At 51.5% G+C, this 22,355-nt stretch carries 20 protein-coding genes; 10 read left to right on the forward strand and 10 right to left on the reverse strand.

Annotated features, from left to right (window positions below):
• Positions 1–56 precede the first annotated feature (56 nt).
• The 3 genes from modA to ACP7AD_RS08290 are packed head-to-tail and all read left to right on the forward strand — an operon-like array spanning position 57 to position 2,635.
• Positions 57–824: a molybdate ABC transporter substrate-binding protein gene (gene modA, locus ACP7AD_RS08280; protein WP_426147200.1), complete on the forward strand. Its 768-nt coding sequence runs from the start codon at positions 57–59 to the stop codon at positions 822–824.
• A gap of 18 nt (positions 825–842) precedes the next feature.
• Positions 843–1,508, forward strand: a complete 666-nt coding sequence (gene modB, locus ACP7AD_RS08285) for a molybdate ABC transporter permease subunit (protein ID WP_426147302.1) — start codon at positions 843–845, stop codon at positions 1,506–1,508.
• Positions 1,505–2,635, forward strand: a complete 1,131-nt coding sequence (locus ACP7AD_RS08290) for an ABC transporter ATP-binding protein (protein ID WP_426147198.1) — start codon at positions 1,505–1,507, stop codon at positions 2,633–2,635. The genes modB and ACP7AD_RS08290 overlap by 4 nt, the downstream gene beginning before the upstream one ends.
• 718 nt (positions 2,636–3,353) lie before the next feature.
• Here ACP7AD_RS08290 and ACP7AD_RS08295 read toward each other — a convergent pair.
• The 3 genes from ACP7AD_RS08295 to ACP7AD_RS08305 form a co-directional block, all read right to left on the reverse strand.
• Complete coding sequence (locus ACP7AD_RS08295; protein ID WP_426147197.1) at positions 3,354–4,421, reverse strand: tetratricopeptide repeat protein; 1,068 nt, start codon at positions 4,419–4,421, stop codon at positions 3,354–3,356.
• Positions 4,422–4,614: 193 nt separating this feature from the next.
• Positions 4,615–4,845: a hypothetical protein gene (locus tag ACP7AD_RS08300; RefSeq protein WP_426147195.1), complete on the reverse strand. Its 231-nt coding sequence runs from the start codon at positions 4,843–4,845 to the stop codon at positions 4,615–4,617.
• Between the two features lie 618 nt (positions 4,846–5,463).
• Entirely contained in the window at positions 5,464–5,715 is a 252-nt protein-coding gene (locus ACP7AD_RS08305) for an ATP-binding domain-containing protein (RefSeq protein ID WP_426166078.1), read from the reverse strand.
• A gap of 574 nt (positions 5,716–6,289) precedes the next feature.
• Between ACP7AD_RS08305 and ACP7AD_RS08310 the strand changes: the two genes are divergently transcribed.
• From ACP7AD_RS08310 to ACP7AD_RS08330, 5 genes are all read left to right on the forward strand, one after another.
• The gene (locus ACP7AD_RS08310; protein WP_426147193.1) at positions 6,290–6,493 is read left to right on the forward strand and encodes a hypothetical protein; all 204 of its coding nucleotides are present in this window, start codon (positions 6,290–6,292) and stop codon (positions 6,491–6,493) included.
• 58 nt (positions 6,494–6,551) lie between these two features.
• Positions 6,552–7,136 (forward strand): ImmA/IrrE family metallo-endopeptidase, encoded by a 585-nt coding sequence (locus tag ACP7AD_RS08315; RefSeq protein WP_426147191.1) that lies wholly within the window; start codon positions 6,552–6,554, stop codon positions 7,134–7,136.
• Positions 7,137–7,580: 444 nt separating this feature from the next.
• Positions 7,581–8,831: a tyrosine-type recombinase/integrase gene (locus ACP7AD_RS08320; protein ID WP_426147189.1), complete on the forward strand. Its 1,251-nt coding sequence runs from the start codon at positions 7,581–7,583 to the stop codon at positions 8,829–8,831.
• A gap of 216 nt (positions 8,832–9,047) precedes the next feature.
• Entirely contained in the window at positions 9,048–9,593 is a 546-nt protein-coding gene (locus ACP7AD_RS08325; RefSeq protein ID WP_426147187.1) for a hypothetical protein, read from the forward strand.
• A 134-nt stretch (positions 9,594–9,727) separates the two neighbouring features.
• Complete coding sequence (locus tag ACP7AD_RS08330; protein WP_426147185.1) at positions 9,728–10,045, forward strand: helix-turn-helix transcriptional regulator; 318 nt, start codon at positions 9,728–9,730, stop codon at positions 10,043–10,045.
• Positions 10,046–10,099: 54 nt separating this feature from the next.
• Here the strand turns inward: ACP7AD_RS08330 and ACP7AD_RS08335 are convergent, their stop codons facing one another.
• From ACP7AD_RS08335 to ACP7AD_RS08360, 6 genes are all read right to left on the reverse strand, one after another.
• Positions 10,100–11,302 (reverse strand): tyrosine-type recombinase/integrase, encoded by a 1,203-nt coding sequence (locus tag ACP7AD_RS08335; protein ID WP_426147183.1) that lies wholly within the window; start codon positions 11,300–11,302, stop codon positions 10,100–10,102.
• Positions 11,303–11,754: 452 nt separating this feature from the next.
• Positions 11,755–12,084, reverse strand: coding sequence for a type I restriction endonuclease subunit M (locus tag ACP7AD_RS08340; protein WP_426147181.1), 330 nt, complete (start codon positions 12,082–12,084; stop codon positions 11,755–11,757).
• Positions 12,085–12,245: 161 nt separating this feature from the next.
• Entirely contained in the window at positions 12,246–12,662 is a 417-nt protein-coding gene (locus tag ACP7AD_RS08345) for a hypothetical protein (protein WP_426147179.1), read from the reverse strand.
• The gene (locus tag ACP7AD_RS08350) at positions 12,646–13,269 is read right to left on the reverse strand and encodes a hypothetical protein (RefSeq protein ID WP_426147178.1); all 624 of its coding nucleotides are present in this window, start codon (positions 13,267–13,269) and stop codon (positions 12,646–12,648) included. Before ACP7AD_RS08350 ends, ACP7AD_RS08345 begins: the two co-directional genes overlap by 17 nt.
• A gap of 101 nt (positions 13,270–13,370) precedes the next feature.
• The gene (locus ACP7AD_RS08355) at positions 13,371–13,544 is read right to left on the reverse strand and encodes a hypothetical protein (RefSeq protein WP_426147176.1); all 174 of its coding nucleotides are present in this window, start codon (positions 13,542–13,544) and stop codon (positions 13,371–13,373) included.
• 145 nt (positions 13,545–13,689) lie between these two features.
• A complete protein-coding gene (locus tag ACP7AD_RS08360) occupies positions 13,690–14,820 on the reverse strand; it encodes a hypothetical protein (protein WP_426147174.1) in 1,131 nt (376 codons plus the stop codon).
• Between the two features lie 799 nt (positions 14,821–15,619).
• On the opposite strand from ACP7AD_RS08360, the gene ACP7AD_RS08365 reads away from it, so the two are divergent.
• Positions 15,620–15,940, forward strand: coding sequence for a hypothetical protein (locus tag ACP7AD_RS08365; RefSeq protein ID WP_426147172.1), 321 nt, complete (start codon positions 15,620–15,622; stop codon positions 15,938–15,940).
• A 71-nt stretch (positions 15,941–16,011) separates the two neighbouring features.
• Positions 16,012–18,738, forward strand: coding sequence for a DNA polymerase (locus tag ACP7AD_RS08370; protein WP_426147171.1), 2,727 nt, complete (start codon positions 16,012–16,014; stop codon positions 18,736–18,738).
• 476 nt (positions 18,739–19,214) lie between these two features.
• On the opposite strand, the gene ACP7AD_RS08375 is transcribed toward ACP7AD_RS08370, so the two are convergent.
• Positions 19,215–22,355, reverse strand: a complete 3,141-nt coding sequence (locus tag ACP7AD_RS08375; RefSeq protein ID WP_426147169.1) for a type I restriction endonuclease subunit R — start codon at positions 22,353–22,355, stop codon at positions 19,215–19,217.

A 22,355-nucleotide genomic window follows, 5' to 3' on the forward strand; every position in this document is an offset into this window, starting at 1 on the left:
GAAAAAGCGTGCCTTGCCGGTTCCCGGCCAGGGTTTTCAACCTCAGGAAACACGCGATGAAGCCCACGGGGCACCTTCTTGCCGCCAGCGCCTTGCTGCTGTGCCTGGCCGCCCACGCCGGGAAAGCCACGGTCGCGGCGGCCTCCGACCTCAAGTTCGCCATGGAAGAAGTCGCGGCACGCTTCGAGAAGGAAACCGGCCACCAGCTGGTGCTTGTGTTCGGTTCTTCGGGCAACTTCAAGACCCAGATCCTGCAGGGCGCACCGTTTCACCTGTTCATGTCGGCGGACGAGAATTTTGTCTATGAATTGGCTGACGCAGGCAAGACGCAGGACCGGGGCCGTGCCTACGCGCTGGGCCGCATCGGCATCATGGTGCCGCCCGGCTCGCCGCTCAAGGCCGACGGCGAGCTCAAGGACCTGGCCGCCGCGCTCAAGGACGGCCGGCTGCGGAAATTTGCCATCGCCAACCCCGAACACGCGCCGTATGGCGCACGCGCCAGGGAAGCACTGCAGCACGCCGGATTATGGGAGGGCCTGCAGGGCAAGCTCGTGCTGGGTGAAAACATCTCGCAAACGGCGCAGTTCGCCACGTCGGGCTCGACGCAGGGCGGGATCATTGCGCTGTCGCTGGCGCGCGCTCCGGCGATTTCCAGACTCGGCGCCTTCCAGCTCATCCCCGAGAACTGGCACCAGCCGCTCAGGCAGCGCATGGTGCTGCTCAAGGGAGCGTCGCCAGAAGCGAAGGCCTTCTACACCTATATCTCCACGCCCGCTGCCCGGGAAATCATGGAGCGCCATGGCTTTGCCATGCCTGCCCGTTAAGCGCGGCACGGCCGAATGATGGACTGGCAAGCCTTGGCGCTTTCGCTTGAGCTGGCGGCGGTCACGCTGCTGGTGCTCTTGCCAGCCGGGCTGCTGCTGGGCCGCTGGCTGGCCTACACGCGTTTTTCAGGCAAGGCATGGATCGAGGCGCTGGTGGTGCTGCCGCTGGTGCTGCCGCCGACCGTTCTGGGTTACTACCTGCTGGTGTCGCTTGGCGGCGCGTCGCCCATCGGCCGATGGCTGGCCGACACACTGGGGATCAGCCTTACCTTCAATTTCCTGGGCCTGCTGGTGGCGTCCCTGGTGTTCAACATTCCGTTTCTGGTGCAGCCGGTGCAGCGCGCATTTGAAGCGATTCCGCGTGACCTGGCGGAAGCGGCAGCGGTCAGCGGCCTGAACGGCTGGCAGTCCTTCTGGCGCGTCGAGTTGCCGCTGGCCTGGCCCGGCGTGCTGTCGGCGATGGTGCTGACCTTCGTGCATACGCTGGGCGAGTTCGGCGTGGTGCTGATGGTGGGCGGCAGCATTCCGGGCGAAACCCGAACCATTGCCGTGTCAATCTACGACCGGGTGCAATCGTTCGACCTCGCGGGCGCCAATCAGATGGCTTTGCTGCTGGTGGTGTTCTCCCTGGCGGCGGTGGGTGCCTCGTTTTTCGCGTCGGCGCGGCTGTCGATACGGCGATGAGTAGCGCGACCCGGGCACTTGACGTCGAAGTCGCGCAATTGCTTCCAATGCCGCTGAGCGGCAGTTTGCATTGCGGACCTGGCGAACTGCTGGCGCTGGTAGGTCCTTCGGGCGCGGGCAAGACATCGCTGGTGCGCATTCTGGCCGGGCTGATGCGGCCCGAGCGCGGCCGCATCGTCGTCGGTGGCGAGGTGTGGTGCGACACGGCCCAGGGCGTGCACCTGTCGCCGCAGCGCCGTCACGTCGGCCTGGTGTTCCAGAGCTATGCCTTGATGCCCCACCTGAACGCCATCGCCAACGTCTCGCTGCCGCTGCTGCACCTGCCCCTTGAGGCACGCCTGGCGCAGGCGCGTCACTGGCTGGACCATGTGGGCCTGAGCCGGGACCAGCAGATGCGCCGGCCGGCGGGCCTGTCGGGTGGACAGCAGCAGCGCGTGGCCATCGCCCGGGCACTGGCGCGCGAACCCCGGCTGATGCTGCTCGACGAGCCGTTTTCTGCTGTGGACCAGATGAGCCGCCAAGGCTTGTACCGGCTGCTGGCGGACCTGCGCCGCGAACTTTTCATTCCCATTGTTTTGGTAACGCATGACCTGAACGAAGCCCGCATGCTGGCCGACCGCCTGGTGGTGATGGATGCGGGCCAGGTGCTCCAGCAAGGCTCGCCAGCCAGCATTCACCACGCACCGCGCAACGCCCGGGTCGCCGATCTGGTGGGCATTCACAACCGCTTCATGGGGCAATGGATGGGGCCTGCCGATGCACCAGGCCAGGGGCTGCTGCGCTGGACGGGTGAAGGCGCCGAGGCGTCTCAAGCGCCCGTGCTCAAGGTGCGCGACAAAGGCAGGCTGCCCATCGGGCAAGCGGTCAACTGGGTGATACCGAGCGACGCCATTGCGCTGCTCGGGCCAGGGGCAACAGAGCGTCCAGGCGATTTCAGCGCGGAAGTGATGGAAGCGCGCCACCTGGGTGAAATCACGCTGGTCACCCTGACACTGGCCGCCATTCCCGGCGCGCGCCTGCTGCTGACGATCTCGGGCGTGCAGCGTCAAAGCCTGTCAGTCGGCACGCCGGTCAACGTTCGTCTTGACCTGGACCTGGTGCATGTGATGCCGGTTCGTTCGCCCTGACGCACTCCTGCGTTCACGCAAACGCGGCAACCGGAAACAAAAACGCCAACCGGGTCGGTTGGCGTGATGGCAAGGAAACACAAGGGTTTCCGGGTGTCTGAAATGGTGCGGCTGGCGGGGATCGAATTCGTGAAGCAACCGATCATATCCGACACCCAAAACAAGTTTTTTCCAGATAAATCCTTGCTGATACAACCAACAGGCAGCTTTCAAGGGTTGAACATCTAGACGTTCAACCTGACTGACCCGGCGTGAATTGGACTGGGTTGTACGCGCCAGTTACCAGAGCAGTACCAGAAGGTCGAGGCCCATTCGTACTCCCTCGCCTTGTCCATCAGTCTGGTCCATGTCCCCGGCAAGGTGATGGTGTAAGTCGAGCATTGGGGGTATAGAACAGTAAAACTACACCGGTACGCTCCGACTTCTTGGAGCCCGCTTGAGCTGCAAAGGCGGACTGCGTACTTAAAGTCCTTGGTCCGAGGCATCAAAGCGGGAGCGCTCTGACCTTTCTTTGTGCATCGGCAGGGCTAATTAGTATGTCGGCCAAGAATTACCAGATACTTCTTAAGAAGTATTGGACATAAGCATTCGACATCTTAAATAGGTTCACCCCATAATAAGTTGAACCCAATTTTTGATGGTTTTTTCTTCTGTCTTTGTTGATTAGCTTATCGGCCTTATATCGCTTTTACAAAAAAAAAAGAAGAAGAATCGATGACTAGCAAGAAAGGTTGTGGATAGCTTTTGCATACCCTTGATCAGCTGCTTTGCGCCACCAGAAGGTTGCTTGCGCAGGACTTCTAGGTACTCCATTACCAATGTCGTACATAACTCCCAAATCGTACTGCGCTTCAACATTTCCTTGCTCAGCGGCTTTGCGCCACCAAAATACGGCTTGTGCGTAATCTTTGGGGACTCCGAGTCCATAGTTGTAGCACATGCCCAATTTATTCTGGGCGGATACAGAACCTTGATCTGCTGCCTTGCCCCACCAAAAAGCCGCTTGTATTGGGTTTTTCGGCACACCTTCACTATCGCAATATAGTCTAGCGAGATTGAACTGAGCAATCTCCACTCCTTTTTCAGCAGCCTTAAGTAGCCAAAGAACTGCAGACCCATTATCTTTTGAAACTCCTGCTCCTTCAGCATACATTATTCCAACAAGAGCTTGCGCCATTGGATGACCCTGATCAGCAGCCCTTCTGTACCAGAGCACAGCCTGTTTATCGTCTTTTGTCAGGCCCACTCCTTGACGATACATTTCACCAAGAACAAACTGCGCAGCGTCATAGCCTTGTTCAGATGCTTTGCGGAACCAGATAGCAGCCTGCTCTCGGTCTTTGGGAAGACCCTGTCCATTGTTATAAAGAACACCAAGGTTGTACTGAGCTGAAGAATTACCTTGATCGGCTGCCTTTTTATACCAGTAGGCCGCTTGCTCATCATCTTTTGGGGTGCCCTCGCCATCACGGTACATTTCCCCGATTTTTAGCGCAGCCGCCTCAAATCCTTGATCAGCAGCTTGACGAAAAAAATATAGCGCCTGCACTTGATCTTTGGGAACACCCTTGCCGAAGTAGTGGAGAAACCCAAGATTGAACTGAGCTTTTGCACTACCTTGGTCAGCAAGTTTTTGGAATCCCGCAAAGGCGGCTGTGTAATCCTCAGCCTCGTATGCGGCAAATGCTGCGACGTGAGGATCAGCTTCGTTTACCTCCTTATCGCCGCCAAAACTATTAGGGCGTGCTGGTGCGGTTGCGGGCTTTCGTCCAAACAGACCAAACATCAGAATTTCTCCTTGGTTATTCAAATGGAAAAAGCTTTGTCAATCCAATTAAAGCAACGGCAGAAATCTCCGTTTTTTGGCGGCAGTTGAAAGTGCCTTTGGATTACTGAAGGTCCCAACCTCATGCTTGGGAGTCATTGGATGAGCAGAAAACTGCACACGGGTACTTTGCAAGGCGCCTTTGTCCCAAACCTCAATCTTCAGCCGAAATCATCGCCATGCCACTTCCCAACAGCGTTGAACCAATTCCAAACAGAAAAAAGAATGGCGCCATAACTAACAAGGGCGCCAAAAAGAGCATGACGATCCCGATTATTACGGTCCCGAAAAGTAAACCGAGCCACGCTGCCTCAATAATGAAGGCGCCAACAATCATGCCGACCCCGCAAAGGATGAATAGCAGCCCCGTAAGCTTCTTTTGCATTTAAATTTGACCGTTCCTTAAATCATTCGCAACGAGCAAACAATGGTCAGTGTACGTCACCAATGCTGAGCTGAAGGCAGACTTGCTGAGGAAGCTCGTCGCGAGCCCTGCAGCTGCGTCGCTAATGCCATACAACCGGACGCTCGACTTTGGTGTAAGTCGAGCATTGGGGTATAAAACAGTAAAACTACACCGGCAGGCTCCGACTTCTTGGAAGCAGCTTGATCTGGCTGGGTGACGTGCCGCACGGCATTGCGTATCATCGTTGGCGGTAGTTCTTCACCCTGGACTATCAGCATGCCTCACGAAACGCCACCCAAAATTCGCAAGATTCCCTTTGCGACGGTCATTGACTTCACCAATGCCAACCTGAACGAAGCCATCCGGCTGGTGCAGGCTCATGGTCTAGCCTAGGTTCAGTTCTGCTCTAGAGGCGATAAACCAGACAAATCCTCAACTTGATGAATCACTGGCAGCACTTCATACAGGTGTGTATAAAAAGTCAATTTGGGAAATAGGGGGGTGTGATTGCGGTTGGAACTGACATCCCATGTGCAGTCTCATATCGCCGCAAATGGACGCTCGACCCAACATGCATGGCAGTGCTCTTTAGTCTCGCTACAAATTGGAGCTATTGGGCATCCCTAGTCCCTCTATTTCAAGTCTCAAAAAATAAAGTGCAGCACGCGCCCGACTGGCTCCTACGTAGAGCATTTCGAGGTGTTTACTGGCGCGGGTATCAATACCTACCAAGATCACCACGTCTGCTTCCAGCCCTTTGAATTCGTGAAGCAGCCTATGACATCGGACACCCAGAGCACGGCTTTTCCAGATAAATCCTTTCAAATACAAGCTACAGCCGACCATCATGGGGGTGCCCAGTCGCCAGTCCCACTTGACTGATATGTAAGGAATTGGACTGGGTTGTACGCGTCAGTTACCAGAGCAGTACCAGCAGGTCGTGAGCTACCCGTACCTCCACCTCAACAAACCGTCAGTTTAGATGCTGTCTCCAGCAAGGTGCTCGTGTAGATCATGAGTCAGGGGGTTACATGATCAGTAGGGTACACCGCTTGGCGCTGCTGATCTCCAAGCTTTTGTACATACTGGTGGGGTGCAGGTGAGCGCTGGCTTCGATCGCTTCCTCGACAACTTATGCGGTCCTGGTTTTGATGTCGAAAACAAGTCGTGGCGCTCATAGGCGGGCGGCAAGTCCCACGAGGCAGGGTGCAGGACAATCATTCGAACAAGAAGTCCGACAACAATGCCGACTAGAGCCTAGCTACAACACCATCAGCCTTGCGACAGGACAATCTTTATGCTAGGATGACAAAAAAGGTACAGTTCTTCTTACGGGGGGAAGTAGTTCTGTCGCCTTAAAAAAAGGTAATGCATTGCGACCTTTAAACAAAATTATTTATATCCCCTGCATTAGGAAACCATTATGAATGCCAAAACTCGACTTGATAAAGTACGCTCACAACTTGAGCAGAGTGGTGTTCGCGATGTCAAATTTTTTCTCGCAAAAGGCGTATGTGACAAGTCATGCGCTGACGTAGCTGGAAAGGTCGCGGATTTCTTGGAAGGCTATCTTAATGGGTCTTTCCGCAAAGTTGATTCTTTTGGTGACTACCCAAAAGCAGCTTAATCTGCCGTGCCCTTAAAAATGGTCCTTGGGGCCATTTTTTTATTTCAGAATAAAAACAATGAATATTTCAAGTCACGATTTGTCATGCTGCATAAATAAAGCAAAAGAGATAAGTGAAGTTTACAATTCGAGATCACTGAATTCATCTGACCCCAAACGCTCTCTCGATTTACTGACTGAGGTTTGCACCGATTCTAGCGGTCGTCCCATCGAGATTTATAAAGGCGATGGGGACGAGAATGATCGCTGGCTTTATGGTACATGCTTGCTATATCCTGAAAAATCTGTAGTGCTTTACGCGCACTACCTGAATTCCTGCTGGGAAAGATTCACTGTTTGCAAGGAATTATTTCACATTGTTCTTGACCAGGATGAATATCGAACAATCGATATTTTCCAACATATTCAGAACATTATTCTTGCATTTCCAGATGATGAAGCCAGCCCGACAAAGCCGGTTATATGTGAAATATTAGCAGAAATTGCAGCTATGGAATTTATGCTGCCGTATCTTCGCAGGGAGCAGATCATTAAGGTAAATGGCTGGTCCGCAATGGATATCGCACAACAATATAAGATTCCATGTCTTCTAGTGGAGAAATATTTATCCAAACACTACATGTTGAATCTGAAAAATAATTAATATAAACCGCCTCGGCGGTTTATATTTTCCTCGAAGAATAATGATTGCTTATTGAAGATTGCGCGATAAATCAGCTTAATCTTTATATTAATGGATGCGGGCACTTCAGTTTAAAGCGTATTATTGCGACATCGTTTGTCGTTTCATCACTGCCAAATTCTCCAACTGCTGTCGTAAAACCAGTTCGTCAAATTGATGCTGCGCTGCGGTTCTAGCGGATTTATTCCAGACGCTTAAGAGTGCTTGCACAACCTGTATATATGCTTAGCCGTCGCTATACAGCTAGACGCTCAGTTTTAGTGTAAGTCGAGCGATGGGGTATAGAACAGCAAAATTACACTGATACCCTCCACCATCTTGGAATAAGCTTGATCCGGCTGGGTGACGCGCTGCACGAGGTTGCGTATCATCGTCGGTGGTAGTCCTTCACCCTGGACTATCAGCATGCTTCACGAAACGCTACCCAAAAATCGCAAGATTCCCTTTGCGACGGTCATTGACTTCACCAACGCCAACCTGAACGAAGCCATCCGGCAGGTCCAGACTCATGGTCTTCCCCAGGTCCAGTTCTGCTCCAAAGGCGACAAGGGCTTTCACGCCATGGTCTATCCGACCCGCGCCACCTTTTATGCCAGCTACAGCGTGCCCCGGCGCCTTGGCGTTCAAGCCAGACGCTGTGGACGCATTGCCGTCGGCGTGTTCGGTCTGCACACCATTGCCCAGGCTCGTGCCGCTTTTCAAGATGTGCGTCGCAAGGCCTTTGCTGGCATCGACCCCAAAGCAGTCAAGGCGCGTGAGCTGACATATGCTGAATTTCATGTCCAGCACTACCAAGTGCAGTGCGTCAGCCGGCAAAAGAAAACCCTTCAAACCGATCTGGGGCGCTATGGCAAATGGATTGAACCCGATCTGGGCCGGATGTTGCTGCCGCAGATCAATGCCACAGCGATCAACAAGCTGGTGGTCAAGATGCAGGATGCGGGCTTGGCGGCCGCAACCATTCGCAACGTCATTGGGCAGTTGTCGAGCAGTTTGAACCTGGCGGTCGAGTTGGAATTCATCGACAAGAACCCGGCCAAGTACGTCAAGCTGCCCCGGGTTTTCAACCAGCGCACTCAAACCTTCACGGTCAGCGAAATTACGGCCTTGGTCACGGCCGCGAGCAGGCGCCCGGAAACCGTTGCATCCAGGCTGTTGATGCTGCTCGCCTTCACCGGTGCTCGGCTGGGCGAAGCGACGAACGCGAAATGGCAGGACATTGACCTGGAAAAAGGCCTGTGGCAGCTGCCTACCCAGAAGTCCGGCAGGCCCGGTGTGATCTATTTGTCGGACGCTGCCAAGGCAGTGATCTGCGAAGTGATGCCATTCAAACGCAACGAGTTTGTATTTCCAGCAGGCAACAAAGGCAATGACCGGCTGTCCCGGCCAATCCGCCTGTTCAGGCGCATTTTGCAAGATGCGCAGATTACGGCGCCTTACCGCATTCATTGCCTACGCAGCGCGTGGTGTACCACCTTGATCGAGGCTGGCGTGCCGATAGAAATCGTCAGCCAGGGCGCCCGACATTCGAGCCCGGCGGTGACCCGCATTTATGTTCAGCCCCATGCATCGGCATTGACAGCGGCCAACGAACGGTTTGCCCAGCTCATCCGGCCCCCTATTTTTGGCGATGCTCTGCCAGGCGCTGCGGCTTGACTCTGGACGCCGCCCTGAACTACCCCCCTCCAGTGGGATTGAGCTGGTTCTGCGGCGCAGAACCCTGCCCCATTTACCATCCGGCGACAAAACATCACCAGAATTTTTTGTAGTGCTTTGCCGGGTCATTTCAAAAATAATTCAAGGTAAGGAAGCACAGCAAAGCTTCTGAAAAAACGGTTCTCCGGATGTAAATGTTGAAAAAAGGGAAATGCAATGAAATCAGTACCGGCCACGGCCACCAACAAAATCAAAAGCGCTGGCAAGCCAGTGGTCATTGCCAAGAAAAAATCTATGGCCGTCAAACTGGTCAAAAAAAATTCTGTGCCAACTATTGTTAGCAGTGCTGCTGTTCAGGGACCGCTTGACCGCCCACATCATGGGGTACGTGCTACCGACGTTGGACTCGGTGTACTTGAGATTGAAGACAGTGTCTTTTTTGAACTGGTCGAGCATGACAAGGTCTATTGCGCCATGATCGTGGAAATGATTAAGCACTTGCGTATGGTGCAAGGCTACGACGCAGTGCATATTGAGCAAGGTTACAACACAATGCGTACTGATGCAGGTTGGGACAGAGTACGTAGTGCGCTGACTGAAAAAGCATTAGACAAGATGGTGGTGAGCATTCTGAGCCCTGGTGTTACTGAGCCTTTTAGCATCAAAGAAGCTTTTGAAAAGCCTTTGGATTACAGCAAGATTTCTGACTTGGCTGATTTCAATTTTGATTGCATCAATGTCCTGCGGAGGGCTGCAGCCTGAACGGGCTGCATGAAACCCTTGATGGCGAATTGATGCCAGACCCCCTGACGGCCTGTAGACCTTCAGGGAGTCTTTAAAGAAACCGAAGCGTTAAAAACGATTTACAAGACACCCATGATTCGAGGAAATCCCTAATGAACACATTTGAAACGGCGCCCCCAGTAGGGTTAGGTCAAGTCCCAACTGCCAATAAGCGTGCTGCTGTCCAAGTCACTGATGGCCCCAAACCGGGCGCTGTCGATGACACGCTGTACCTCACCGAAGAACTGGCCGCCTGGCTCAGGATATCACCGGCTGCCATTGAGAAAGACCGATCCCTCGGAAGGGGCAGCTACCCGCCATTCGTCAAGGTCGGTGGACGCCGGGTCTGCTACCGCCATGGCGACATCATGACCTGGCTCCATGCCAACCGTTATAACCATGACAGCACCCGCGCTGCGCCCGTTCGCTAAGGAACCCAGTCGCCAGCGAGAAAAAAGAAAATGCCCGGTCAGTCCGGGCATTTTTCATGGTGCGGCAGGCGGCACCATACCGCCCTGTGAAGCCGTCATCAAGACCGATAATTGGTCGCTGGACTGGCGCAGCTTGGAAGCGCTTAAATGCGCGTAACGAATTGTAATATCAGTCCCGTGATGGCCTAGCAACTCACTGACAGCCTGCAGGCTGACGCCTTCATTGACCAATATGGAAGCGAAAGTGTGACGAAGTGTGTGCAAAGTAGTGGTTTTGTGGTCAATGCCTGCTTCCTTCAACACTGCCAGCCAGGCGCGCTTGGGGTTGAAAATCGGCCGCCCTTGCACCTTGCCGGGAAAGACATAGGGGTTGTTTGGCGCTGGCTGGCGTCCCAGCAGCACCGCACGCGCCTGCTCGTTCATCACCACATGCCGCGCCCGGCCGCTCTTGGGGTTAGGGATCGTAATGAGCCGTTGTTCCATGTTCACATCCGAATGCCGCAGCTGAAGGATTTCATTCTTGCGGCAACCCGTGGCCAGTAGCAGCTGAAAGAAGTCGGCCATGATCCGGTTGGGCGAGTTGTCCAAAGCATGCATGAAACGGTGCAGCTCATCCATCGACAGGTAGCGGGTGCGGATGTTGTTCTCCTGATGCATCCGGACCGGCTGGGGCGTGTGGGCGCTTGGCGGCAACAGGCCCCATTGAATAGATAGTGTGTACGCACGTTTGACATTCTCCAGGATCCTGTTTGATGTGGCTGGACTGAGCTGAAGCTTTTTCTCGTTGTGAAACCGCTGCCATTCCAATGTGCTGATCTTCGCCATCTCCCGATGGCCAAAGGCGGGCAAGATATGCCAGACAGCGCGACTCTGATCGACTCGAAAACTGCGTTTTGTGGCCTTGATGTGCGGCAACAGGTAGTCTTGATAAAACGCCTGATATGTGATGCCGCCCTTGCGTTCTTCCTCCCGCTGGTCCTGCGGGTCGATGCCCTTGGCCAGCAGAGCGCGCCATTCGATGACCTGCTGGCGGGCCGCATCAATGGATGTTTCAGGGTAGCTGCCGATTTTCAAGGCACGCTTTCGGCCTTCGATCTGGTAGCGCCAGAGAAACACCTTGCGGCCAAGCCGATTGACTTGCAGGCGCAGGCCCGCGATGTCCTGGTCGGAATATTCCTGCTCCGTGCTGGCCGCGTCCGGCGGGCATGGCGGCAAGCCTTCAATGGTTTTTTTGGTGAATTTAAATTGACGTTTCATGGCATAAAACTCCTTGAAGATGGTGGTCGGTGGATGGGTGGATGGCGAACGGCGCGGGTGCTGGCGGGCGGCAAAGGCGGACTGCGTACTTGAAGTCCTTGGTCCTGGGCATCAAAGGCGGTGCCGCTTTGACCTGTTTTGAGCATTGGCAAGGCGCATGGGAGAACCGGCAGGTGCAAGCAAGTGCCCTTGCCCGGCGGCTGGTCCGTGTCTGGTGTTTGACGCTGCTTTCGCTCCGCCATCAGCGGCGGACTCGGCAACGGTCACACTGCCGGAGTACGGAAGCGGTCAAGTTCAAGCCAGTGCGCTGGCCTTGCGACGGCTCGCGCCTCTTATCAAGTTGCTGAATGCATGTTCAGACAAGTGAGCGCCTTCATTGGGCTTCAGCCGGGCTATTGGCGCATGGCCCGTGCTAGCCGCCGAAAAGCGGCTTTCATTTCCGGGCATCCAGCTCAGTATTCCGAAGGCAGTAAGTAAGTGCTTGAGCTGCGGTCGGCCTCCGTGATCAGCCAGATCACGACTCCGGGCGCAATCAGGTAGTTCGACAGCAGACGATCCCCGTATTTCAGCGCCTGCTCGTTCGCCTGCGCGTCTTCACGGGGCACCGTACCCCAATCGCCCGATAGGTGACGGCGCAGCAAATCCAGCGGTAAGCAGCCATGCGCTTGCATGGCAGCCAAAGCTCCGGGCGTGGCCACAATTTGTCCGGCGCTGAACCGGGGTGTAAATGGTTTGGCGGCTGGCTCGTCGCCTTGGGCTGGCGATTTGTTGAGATTCGACATGGTGGGTACTCCAAAAGCGCAAAAAGCCCAAACCGGTGATGGTTTGAGCCTTCGCAGGGGGTTGATAAAGGGGCGGAAATCAGCCTGAACAGGCGGGTGAAATGGCGGAACACATAAACGCGGCGAGCACCGCAGGCCTGCAGGTGCGAACAACAACTTGTTTATTCAGGCAGGCCAGACAGGCTCGATGTCGCCTGTTTCGCGAGCGTGAATTCGCGACAGAACCGAACCAGTTCGGTCACGGGCAGCTTGGGCACGATCAGCGTCACGCCGAACCCCGAGTCGCTGAGGATGAAAAGCAACTCATAACTGCTTTCATGCTCCTCGATCAGCTCGAAGCTCGGAATGAATCCGGGCTGGCCGTGATTCACCGTGCAGCAGTAGCCAGTGGTGATGGCAATGTGGTGGGCGGCTTCCAACTCAGCGATGGTGTCGTGCGGCTCGACCACCACGAAGTAGCCCAGTTCGGCCCATTCGTAGTCGGGCGAACGCAACTCTTCAAAGCGCCCAATGACCAGCGCCTGGATGGCAGCATCTTTCACCCGCGCCCCATCGGCCGGTTCACGCAGCGTCATCATGGCTGACTGCCTCCGCATCCACATTGGCCGTATCAGTGGCATCAACTGCATCGGGCGTTGCCTCAACAGGTGTTTTGGCAAGGTGCAGAAGCTTGCGGGACTTTTTGCCCTTCAGAGGCGGGATGTCAGCTTCCGGCATGGACTTGTCATTGACAACCGCCTCGGGCTTGGGTTGCGTATCCACTGGCGCTGCGGGTGCGAAACCCCCCTTCCCTTTTGGCGCTGGCGGTGTGTAAGGCTGGCCCTCCTGCGCCAGGATTTGCCGCTTCCACTCGTCCCAGTTGCCCGACACCGCATGCAGGTGCGATGCATCGACCGTGGGCAGAACGAGGAGTTCCTGCCGCATGGCAGCCATGAGAAAACCAGCGTTGTTCGCAGAGCGACCGACGAAGGCTGGCGCAAATAGCTTGGCAGGCACCGGTTTTTTGCCGTCCACCTTGGCCAGGCACTGCTGAATTTTTTCGAAGGCCACGATTTCAGGCGAGAACTGTCCCGACCCGTCATTGGCCAGGAGGGTGAAATAAACGCTTTGGCTGTCGGCGTCCTTGAGTACCGCGTAGGTGATGCTGCCCTCGCCGGTCTTGCGGGCGCGCTCGGTCTTGATCAATAAATGAGTGGTGGTCATGGAAATGGCTTTCGGTTCGCTCAAACAAAAAGGGCCTTGAAGTTAACCAAGGCCCTTGATGGGTGAAGTTGAAGATGGTGGTGTCAGTTCTTGATGGCGCGTTCGATCATGCGGCCCAGCGTGCCGCCCACGAAGGCGCCGACCGGTCCATAGGTCGAGCCCACGATGGCACCGAACGATTCGCCTGGCGTTGTCGCAGAATCCGTTAAGTACAGATTGGCCGATTCCACGGCCGATGACAGGGTTGAAGTAAGCATTGAAATCCTTGCACGAAGTGAAATATTAATAAACCATAATGACCAGACAGGATCAGGTCATTTAAATAATATATAAATGATATTCACTTCAACATCAAAAAAATTTAATACAAATTGAGCACAAGCATTATCTACAGATATAAAGCTATTCATAGCGTGACTTAAAAGAGCTTAAATCTATCCAATCGTTATGAATTACTTGCTTTTCCTGTTTTTTAGGTACGTTTGAAATTACTTCGTTTTCTTTTTCTTTTTTTGATTGCACTTTTTTGGACGCAGCAATAAATCCGTTTAGCAAGCGGTCAATAGCATCAGCCAGGTCACCGTTACCATCAATAATATACCTAAGTTGTTTTGCGGGGGGTGATAACCCTAAAGCACCATCAACAGGTACACTCTTTGTTTTATTAGTTATTTGATACGCAAAATTTGAATCAGAATATTGATGCACATCCCAATCACTAAATTTAATTTTTGTTTTCCATTTTGCTCTTAGTGTCTCTGCTACCAAATCAGGTTTTTTTTCTTTTATTAACGCGTCTCCCCACCCCCCTGAAGCACTGAAACTTCCAGAAGCATTTTGAGCTTCGACTAATTTCTCATTTTTGAAGAAATTCAAAACCTCATCATATTCAGACAGCGAATTATTATCTTTAGCTAAATTTGTGGGAAGCTGCAAACTTCTTTTCAGTTTTATATAACCCTCGGAACACTTCTTTTTACAAATAGCGATATCAGTTTTATCAATCAAGTTAACTAATTGCTCTAATATCGAATCTGACCTCGCACCCACAGCCAGATAATGATGAGCAAACGTGTTGGTTTTTTCCTCGTAGATAAATACGATATTCCCCTGCCAAGCTACACCAGTAGTCGATACTCCTTCTACTTTCGCATTCAAAACTCGATAATTAAGACCTGGCACATTCATAAGTGGCAAGGAAAGAAAAGGACTTGACTTGCTCCAAAAGGGAATATGCAGCTTTTCGATCTTAAGTTTGTGGGCTGGCGTTAAAACCTTTTGACCTTGTAGTCTTGGCGACCTGAACCTAACCTTCTGCGTACCAATCGCTCCTTGAAGCTGGTCTACCCATCCTTTTAAATGCTGGTATGAATAGGTCGAATGCAAACTACTGTAAGCAAAGAAGAGCAGTGCCCCTAAGCTACCCAAGTCGAAAATACATTCCTCTTGATAAAACGCTACCGCAACTGAATCAATACTGCCATCTGGGTTTTTGATTTTTGGGCGTTTACTACTTTTGTCTGTTGCTGCCATGACTTGACTACTGAAAGTGTTGAAGTCGCAACAGTGTAGAGCGACGCTTCCGACCTTGTTGCATCAGTCCTTCTCATGGCAAGGCATATTTTTTTGCCATTCATTTTTAGTTGCTTTGCATGGGTATTGGTGTGCAAGCGCGGCTGATGATGGCCAGTCAAATAGCCACCTCCGCATCTTGCAAAAACCCATGACGCGTTGCTAGCCTGTGAAGGGCCGGGATTTTTTGAACGGCGCAATCTACTTGAACCGGCAGCAATGGTCGAAGCCGCTTTGCCCTATCCCGTCTTTCTTTCCACTGGGTAATGTGGTCGATGGCTCCGATGTAATTTGGTTGGGGTGCGCTAACAGTTTGTGCAGACCGCTGGCTTCGTTCATCCCTTCACACCGCATCAAGCAAGTATCCGTTTGCGGCATCTTGGCATTTTGTACCCGATGCTGTTTGTGTCGCTGCACCGACCTCTGCTTTGGCTGCATTGGCGTATGTCACTTTCCGGAGTTTTCAGCAGCAGTGCTCGGGCGACCGGCACCGCGCCGAAATGGCGCCACCTGAACCTCCGAATTTTGTATTTGTCAAGAGAAGATTTTCTCCCTAAGCGTCCCCCTCCGCGCGACCTCGGTCGATTCTTCCCTAGGAGATACCTAGGTCGCCGCCTGTGCGTTTTGACAACTTGCACCCATTATTTTTTCATTTACGAAAAAACACGCCTGCTTAAAACTTGAGCCAATCGCCGGGAACAGCTCGGTGGCCACAAATAGCCCATCGCAATTTGTCATTTTCAACTTTCAAGGAAATTTCATGTCTAACCACATCACAACCCCCAGCGGGGACCTTATTGCCCGCCTCCTGATTCAGCGCGTCTCGCACATTCCCAATAAAGGCGTAATGGTCAAGGACAGCCACAACCACATGCTGGCTTACATCGCGGTAACTGACAACACCCTGGGCATACAGGTGCGAGATTTGTTCAATGACTTTGTGAAAGCAGGGCGCAATGCCAAGCAACCCGACTGGTCATTCCTGACCCAGCCAGTCCCCGCACCCGCACCCGTTGTCATAAAGGCAACGAAGCTCCCCAAGGGGCCTTCTACCGACACCAACACCACCACGGAAGTCTAAACAAAAAGATTGAACAGAGCCGTGTAGCCCGCAGCAATGTGGGCTAGGCGGCTCTTTTTTTGGACCACACTATGACTGTCAATTTCAACCACGAATCCGATTTTTCCCTGCCTGCCGACGAGCGGTGCAGCTCAGACGTAGGGGGCTATATACCGCAGACATACACCAAGCGCCTTGAGCCTGCTCCAGCGTTTGAGCTTGATCTTTTGGATGACTCTTTTTTTGACCCAGAAGCCGACCTTGAGCGGCAATTGCAGGTCGCCGACAACGAGCTGAAGGACTTCATGGCTGACCCGACAAAGCCCTGCCCCGGTCGCGGCCCCGAAGTCCATGTCGGGCTCGATGCCGAATGGGAGTTCGACCCTGTAGCCAACCAGAACAACATTCTTTCAGTGCAGTTTTTCCTGATCGGCGAGAACGGCGCCTATCCCCGCGTTCTGTATCCCAAGGGTTTTCACAAGGATGAACGGCTCAACTTTGCCAAGTCGCTGGCTAAGGTCATTGCCGAGGCGATGGCCGAGGGCTTTATTTATGAATGGCCTTCGCGCATCACGGTTTGTGGTTTCTTTTTGCGCGTTGACCTTGCGGCTTTTTCTGATCTGGCCCAGTTCAAGCATCAGATCGACAATGTGGGCGGTCGCGCTGCCACCATTGGAGACGATGCCGCCCTGCAAGTCGAGCTTGACCCGGCTGACCTGGCCAACATCACCCGCAGCCGCTCATCGGTGGTCGATGACAACAGCGTCATGCGCATGATGAAAATCCGCTTTATCGACATGGCCCGGCATGCGCAGGAAAAAACTTCGCTGCAGCAGATGGGCGACCTTCTGGGCTACCCAAAACTGGCCCTGCCCGAGGGCTACAGCATTGAGCGCATGGGCGCGTTGCTCAAGGGTGACAAGCCGGCCTTTGAGGCGTATGGGCTGCGCGATGCGGAAATTGCCGTGCGGTACATGCTGAAGCTGCAGGACTTTGCCCGGACGCAGGCCGGAGCGAAGTCTTTGCCAGCGACCGCGAGCGGGCTGGGTGTGATGATGTTTCTCAATTCCCTAAAGGCCAGTGGCGTGGACCATCACGAGGTGTTCGGCCTGAAAACCGTTTCTGACACGGTTTATAGCAAAACCGGTGAGCGTGGCAAGGGTGGCGTAAAAACGGTTACGCACCATGTGGCGACCAACTTTCGCGCCATCCATGAGCCGTTTATTTCGGATTGCTACCACGGCGGGCGCAACGAGTGCTATCTGTATGGACCGACCGAAGTCAGCATCTGGAACGATTTTGATTTGGCTGGTGCTTACACGACCGGCATGGTGGACCTGCGCCATTTCGAGTACAGCGGCGTGAAATTCACGACAAATCCTGAAGATTTCCGGGGCCACACCCTGGGCTTTGCATGGGTCAAGTTCTCCCATCCCGAGACGGTCCGCTACCCGGTCCTGCCGGTTCGTCATGAGCGGCTGGGGTTGGTGTTCCCGATGGCGGGCGAAAGCTACTGCACCGCGCCGGAAATCGAAGTCGCCTTGCGTTTGGGATGCGAAATTGAAGTGCTGCATGGCATCGTCTATACATGGAAAACCGGCGATGACCGCATCTTCGAGCCTTTCACCAAGCGCATCCGCGAACTGCGCGCCGCGCATCCCAAGGGCAGCATGCCCGAGCAGTATGCCAAGCTGCTGGGAAACTCCTGCTATGGCAAAACGGCTCAAGGCCTACGCGAAAAGCGCGTGTTTGAATCGCGCACCATGAAGACGGAAAAACTGCCGCACTCGCAGATCACGAACGCAGCGATGGCGGCGCACACCACCGGCTTTGTCCGAGCCGTCCTAGCGGAAATACTGAACGGTATTCCAGCGCACCATCAGGTTGTTAGCGTGACCACGGACGGCTTTTTGACGACAGCCGGTCAAAACGATCTGGACTTGACCGGTCCCCTGGCACGGCGCTACCAGGCACTGTGCGAGCGCGTCGCGCCGGACAAGGGCATGCTGGAATGCAAGCATCAGGTCAGCCAGCTCATCCCTTTTAGGACCCGTGGACAGCTGACCGCCCAGTCCTACGGTGATGGCGACATCGTGCTGGCAAAAGCCGGGGTTTCGCCCCCCGTGCCACGCAAGGACCACAACGCCTACATGGTGGACTTGTTTTTTAATCGCCAGCCCGGTGACAAAACCCAGACCCGTTCTTTCACGTCCATGCGCGAGCAGTGGGTCACGGGCGAGGATGTGCTGATGAAGACGCAGGATGTCACGCTCAATATGGAGTTTGATATGAAATGCCGTCCGGTTAATCCTTCAATGTGCGCTGTGCAAGGGGTGGAGCATCTGGTGTTTGAAACGGTGCCGTGGCCCACTGCCCGCGATGGCGAGCGCGCCCGTGCCTATTTTGATGAGTGGCGTCGAAAGAACTGCTTAAAAACGCTGGGTGATTTCCAGCGCTGGCAAGAGCATTACCAGTTCGCTGGCGCCAAAGCCAACCGAAAACAAGTTGGAGGGATCAGCGTAGGCATCAACGCAACCGCTGAAGGCGCTGTAGGCTTGGCCCGGCGGGGTTTTTTGCGTGCTTATGCGCAAGGTGCCTGGGGGCTGACGCGGACCATGAGCTACCCTCAACTTTCCGCCTGGCTCACGGCACAGGGTTACCTGACCAAGGCCGATGAACTCAAGAATGCCAAGCGCTCCCCACTGGTTGACGGTGTGGTGCCGGACTCACTACAGGTCCGGGCGCTGCTTAATATCTTGAAAGCACAGTTTCCGGCGCTTGAGGTTGATCAGTTTCTGGTGTCAACGACCGGACTTTGACCCGCTGTCTTGAGCTGGCTTTTCTTGCCCCGTGCAGTTCAAACTGCATGGGGCATTTTACATTTTGGCATAGCGACTGGAGGCCCACAGTCAACCCTGAATCAACAGAAGGTCATCTCAAGAAATTTCACATTTCACAAAGGGAATATGGCCCAGATCTTCGACAACATAGATCAGAACTTGCTGACAACGCTGCGTGCGACTATGCAGGTATCCCATCGTTCAGACTTATAAGTAGGCTACTTAAAAAATTTGCGAGACTGGCTTGTTATTGACGCTCTAAATGAGAAACCCAATTTCCGACCCCTGAATACCAAATTATCGATACCGTTATATTAAATAGGTATTACATACTTTCATAAACAAAAAACTCGAACCTTATCTTTGTTTTTGTCATGGCTGGACGTAACCCAAGAAAATATATATGACGCAAAAATCTTTAGTTTGTCTTCTAAAACATAGCTCAAGCTCCAAAACTATTCGATTCCTCTTAAGCTCTTAGCCTGTTCGAAAATTTCTTTATAAACTTCTTCCCAACCAACCCCACTATAACTGCCTTCTTCTAGCAAAATAATCAATCCAGCTTGCAATTCCGCTCCTATATCAGGCCGACAATTCCAGTCAGTGAATCTAGCTTTCTCGACAATCAAATCAGCAATCTTCTTAGATAATATTAATAAACTTTCATTTATAACAAAAAATTTATTCTGATCCGCAAGTGAACGTAAAATATCATAAAAAGCCGCTTGCTCTTCACTCAATCCAGCATGACTCACACTCTTTTGCTCAAGTGAAATCTCTTTGCATAAATTAAAAAATTCAGCAAGGAAACCATCTACTCTTTCGGGAGATGATTTTGTGTCCTCATGTGCAAGATTATACCTATCAACAAGAGACTGAAATTTCTTGCCGAACGATACAGATTTGACTCTATTCTTTCTTTCTAAACTTGCAATTGCTCGAGCAATAATACTTTGCAGAACTTTAGCCTTCGTACTAACTAGGCTAAGACTCTCGATCTTCTCGAAAGTCTCGTCATCAATTAATGAAATATTAGTTATTTCTTCATAACCTATTCCAATTATTGTATCTATTTCATCTAACCTGAGTGCTTCATTAACCATATCACGGACTTTGGAGTTCATTTGCTGCAAATCCGGTGCATTACCTTTAGTTAACTTAAATAAAATCGATCGTATAGCTGTATAAAAATGAATACGACTTCGTTCTGCCAACAACAAATCATCATTACCCGAACATATTTCATATGCAGAGTTCAAGCCCTTTACTGTTGACATAAACTTTCGCTCAAAGTTAGTTGTTTCTTGCACAAACTCTGCAGCGTCTCTCAAACAATAAAGTCTATCGACCGGTACTTTTCCATAATAGCGGTCAAAATCAAACCCTACAAACATGTCGTCAAGCGTGGCTAGATTGGCTCTAGCAATTTTAATTAAATCTTCTACCTCATCAATATTCAACGCATTACCTGTGGCAAATTGCTTTAAGGCGATGTTCAATTGTGGACGGATTCCAATATAATCAACAACAAGCCCTTTTTCTTTACCAGCAAATTTTCTATTAACACGGGAAATTGTCTGTATTAGGTTATGAAGTTCAATTGGTTTGTCTATGTAAATAGTGTCCAAAGATGGAACGTCGAATCCAGTCGACCACATATCAACTACTATAGCAATTTTGAAGTTGCTATCTTCTATCTTAAATTGCCTATCTAATTCTTTTTTATAATCCTTACTTCCAAGGAGTTTATATAGTTCTGCATCATCGTCTTGGTTACGAGTCATAACCATTCTAATGCGCTCAATAGGCTTTGCTTCTTTCTTTGACTTATTTGCTGAGCTTATGTGACGACTTGAAATATCACATTCAGCCCACTGTAGGCGCAAGGCAATAATCTCCCGATATAAGTTATAAGCTATTGTTCGATTGCTGCAAACGAAAAGCGCCTTTCCAGCTACAGTGGCTCCTTCACTCAAGCGACGCTCATAGTGCGTAACGAAATCTTTTGCCACTAACTTTAATCGATTGCTATCTCCTAGAATCGAATCAATTTGAGTGCTAGCATATTTACTTTCCTCTACTGCATAGAAATTTGCTCCATCATTTGCACACTTCGCATAGTATTCTTCAATTTCTTTGACCTTAACAGAATTAAGAGCTACCTTTGCAAATCGACGTTCGTATGCTAGTGGGACAGTAATCTCATCCTGTACAGATTCCGCCATGGTGTACGTGTCGACCACATCTCCAAAAACCTTAATAGTTGTCTCGATCGGAGTGCCGGTAAATCCTACAAAAGTTGCTTCAGGCAAAGAATCGCGCAGATGTTTGGCAAAACCATACCTATAGTCGATGCCGTCTTCATATATTCTAATTTTAGGATCGAGATTAGTCTGACTTCTGTGAGCCTCGTCTGAAATACAGATGACATTATTTCGTTTGGTTAGACACTTCGTATCCTCTGTAAATTTTTGGATCGTTGTTAAGAAAACTCCACCACTAGCTTGACCTGCCAAAAGTGTTCGTAATTCCTCTCGGTTTTCAACGCTGATAATTTGATCGTCGCCGATAAATGTTTTTCCTGCAGTGAACTGGGCAGCGAGCTGATTATCTAAGTCTGTTCTATCAGTGATAAGAATTATCGTAGGGTTCGCGAAAGTTAGGGACTTCATGAGCAGTCTCGACAAGAACAGCATCGTATAGCTTTTGCCGCATCCAGTCGCACCGAAGTAAGTCCCACCTTTTCCGCTACCTGCTGGCTTTAGCCCATTTAATATGCTGCTGTAGAGGCGCTTTGTCGCATAATATTGCGGGTAACGGCACACAATTTTTTCATCTACTCTAGGATTATCAGGAAAAAATATAAAATTGTGAATAACATCACAAAGTCGAACTTTTTTAAATAAACCTTTAATCATAGTTAACAGAGAGTCAATGCCATCTTTTCCAACAGTTTCCATGCCATCGATTTTTCGCCAAGCATAAAAATGCTCGTAAGGAGAAAAAATAGATCCGATTTTGTTATTAATCCCATCACTAATCACACAAAAGGCATTATATTTTAGCAACTCAGGTAAATCACGACGGTATCGAACAGTGAGCTGCACAAAGGCATCATGCACAGTAGCCTTTTCGCGAACTGCGCTTTTAAACTCAAACACAACAAATGGAATACCATTGATGTAGAGAATCCCGTCTGGGATACGTTTTTCGTAACCGACGATCTCTAATTGATTTACCAATTTATAGATGTTTTGAGACACCTCGACATAATCTATAAGATGTATTGATAAGTCTTTATTTGCTGCATCTTCACGTCGAAAAATGAATCCATCCGAAACCCATAACATGAAGAGCTTATTACTTCCATAGAGATCAGATGAGGGCAACAATTCGAGTTTTTTAATAATCAGCTCAATTTCACTGTTCGTCAGTTTCTCAGCAGCATATTTAGTTCTCAAATAAGCGCGAAGATCATCCTTTATCAAAACCTCTTCGGGTGATCTCTCTATCTTTTCACCTATCACATGCGAATAGCCTTCATTGCCTAGCAGGTCAATTATTGCCTGCTCTAGTTGAGCTTCGGTAAATTTCAT

Origin of the sequence: Polaromonas sp. DSP2-3-2b2, assembly GCF_049895905.1 — a bacterium.
Lineage (GTDB): Bacteria > Pseudomonadota > Gammaproteobacteria > Burkholderiales > Burkholderiaceae_C > Polaromonas.

Coding starts and splice junctions, on each gene's coding strand:
- ACP7AD_RS08375 (WP_426147169.1), bottom strand. CDS start 22,355: ATGAAATTTACCGAAGCTCAACTAGAGCAGGCAATAATTGACCTGCTA.
- ACP7AD_RS08340 (WP_426147181.1), bottom strand. CDS start 12,084: ATGTCGAATCTCAACAAATCGCCAGCCCAAGGCGACGAGCCAGCCGCC.
- ACP7AD_RS08295 (WP_426147197.1), bottom strand. CDS start 4,421: ATGTTTGGTCTGTTTGGACGAAAGCCCGCAACCGCACCAGCACGCCCT.
- ACP7AD_RS08300 (WP_426147195.1), bottom strand. CDS start 4,845: ATGCAAAAGAAGCTTACGGGGCTGCTATTCATCCTTTGCGGGGTCGGC.
- ACP7AD_RS08345 (WP_426147179.1), bottom strand. CDS start 12,662: ATGATGACGCTGCGTGAACCGGCCGATGGGGCGCGGGTGAAAGATGCT.
- ACP7AD_RS08305 (WP_426166078.1), bottom strand. CDS start 5,715: ATGATGGTCGGCTGTAGCTTGTATTTGAAAGGATTTATCTGGAAAAGC.
- ACP7AD_RS08335 (WP_426147183.1), bottom strand. CDS start 11,302: ATGAAACGTCAATTTAAATTCACCAAAAAAACCATTGAAGGCTTGCCG.
- ACP7AD_RS08330 (WP_426147185.1), top strand. CDS start 9,728: ATGAACACATTTGAAACGGCGCCCCCAGTAGGGTTAGGTCAAGTCCCA.
- ACP7AD_RS08365 (WP_426147172.1), top strand. CDS start 15,620: ATGTCTAACCACATCACAACCCCCAGCGGGGACCTTATTGCCCGCCTC.
- ACP7AD_RS08310 (WP_426147193.1), top strand. CDS start 6,290: ATGAATGCCAAAACTCGACTTGATAAAGTACGCTCACAACTTGAGCAG.
- ACP7AD_RS08290 (WP_426147198.1), top strand. CDS start 1,505: ATGAGTAGCGCGACCCGGGCACTTGACGTCGAAGTCGCGCAATTGCTT.
- ACP7AD_RS08370 (WP_426147171.1), top strand. CDS start 16,012: ATGACTGTCAATTTCAACCACGAATCCGATTTTTCCCTGCCTGCCGAC.
- ACP7AD_RS08315 (WP_426147191.1), top strand. CDS start 6,552: ATGAATATTTCAAGTCACGATTTGTCATGCTGCATAAATAAAGCAAAA.
- ACP7AD_RS08360 (WP_426147174.1), bottom strand. CDS start 14,820: ATGGCAGCAACAGACAAAAGTAGTAAACGCCCAAAAATCAAAAACCCA.
- modA (WP_426147200.1), top strand. CDS start 57: ATGAAGCCCACGGGGCACCTTCTTGCCGCCAGCGCCTTGCTGCTGTGC.
- ACP7AD_RS08320 (WP_426147189.1), top strand. CDS start 7,581: ATGCTTCACGAAACGCTACCCAAAAATCGCAAGATTCCCTTTGCGACG.
- ACP7AD_RS08355 (WP_426147176.1), bottom strand. CDS start 13,544: ATGCTTACTTCAACCCTGTCATCGGCCGTGGAATCGGCCAATCTGTAC.
- ACP7AD_RS08325 (WP_426147187.1), top strand. CDS start 9,048: ATGAAATCAGTACCGGCCACGGCCACCAACAAAATCAAAAGCGCTGGC.
- modB (WP_426147302.1), top strand. CDS start 843: ATGGACTGGCAAGCCTTGGCGCTTTCGCTTGAGCTGGCGGCGGTCACG.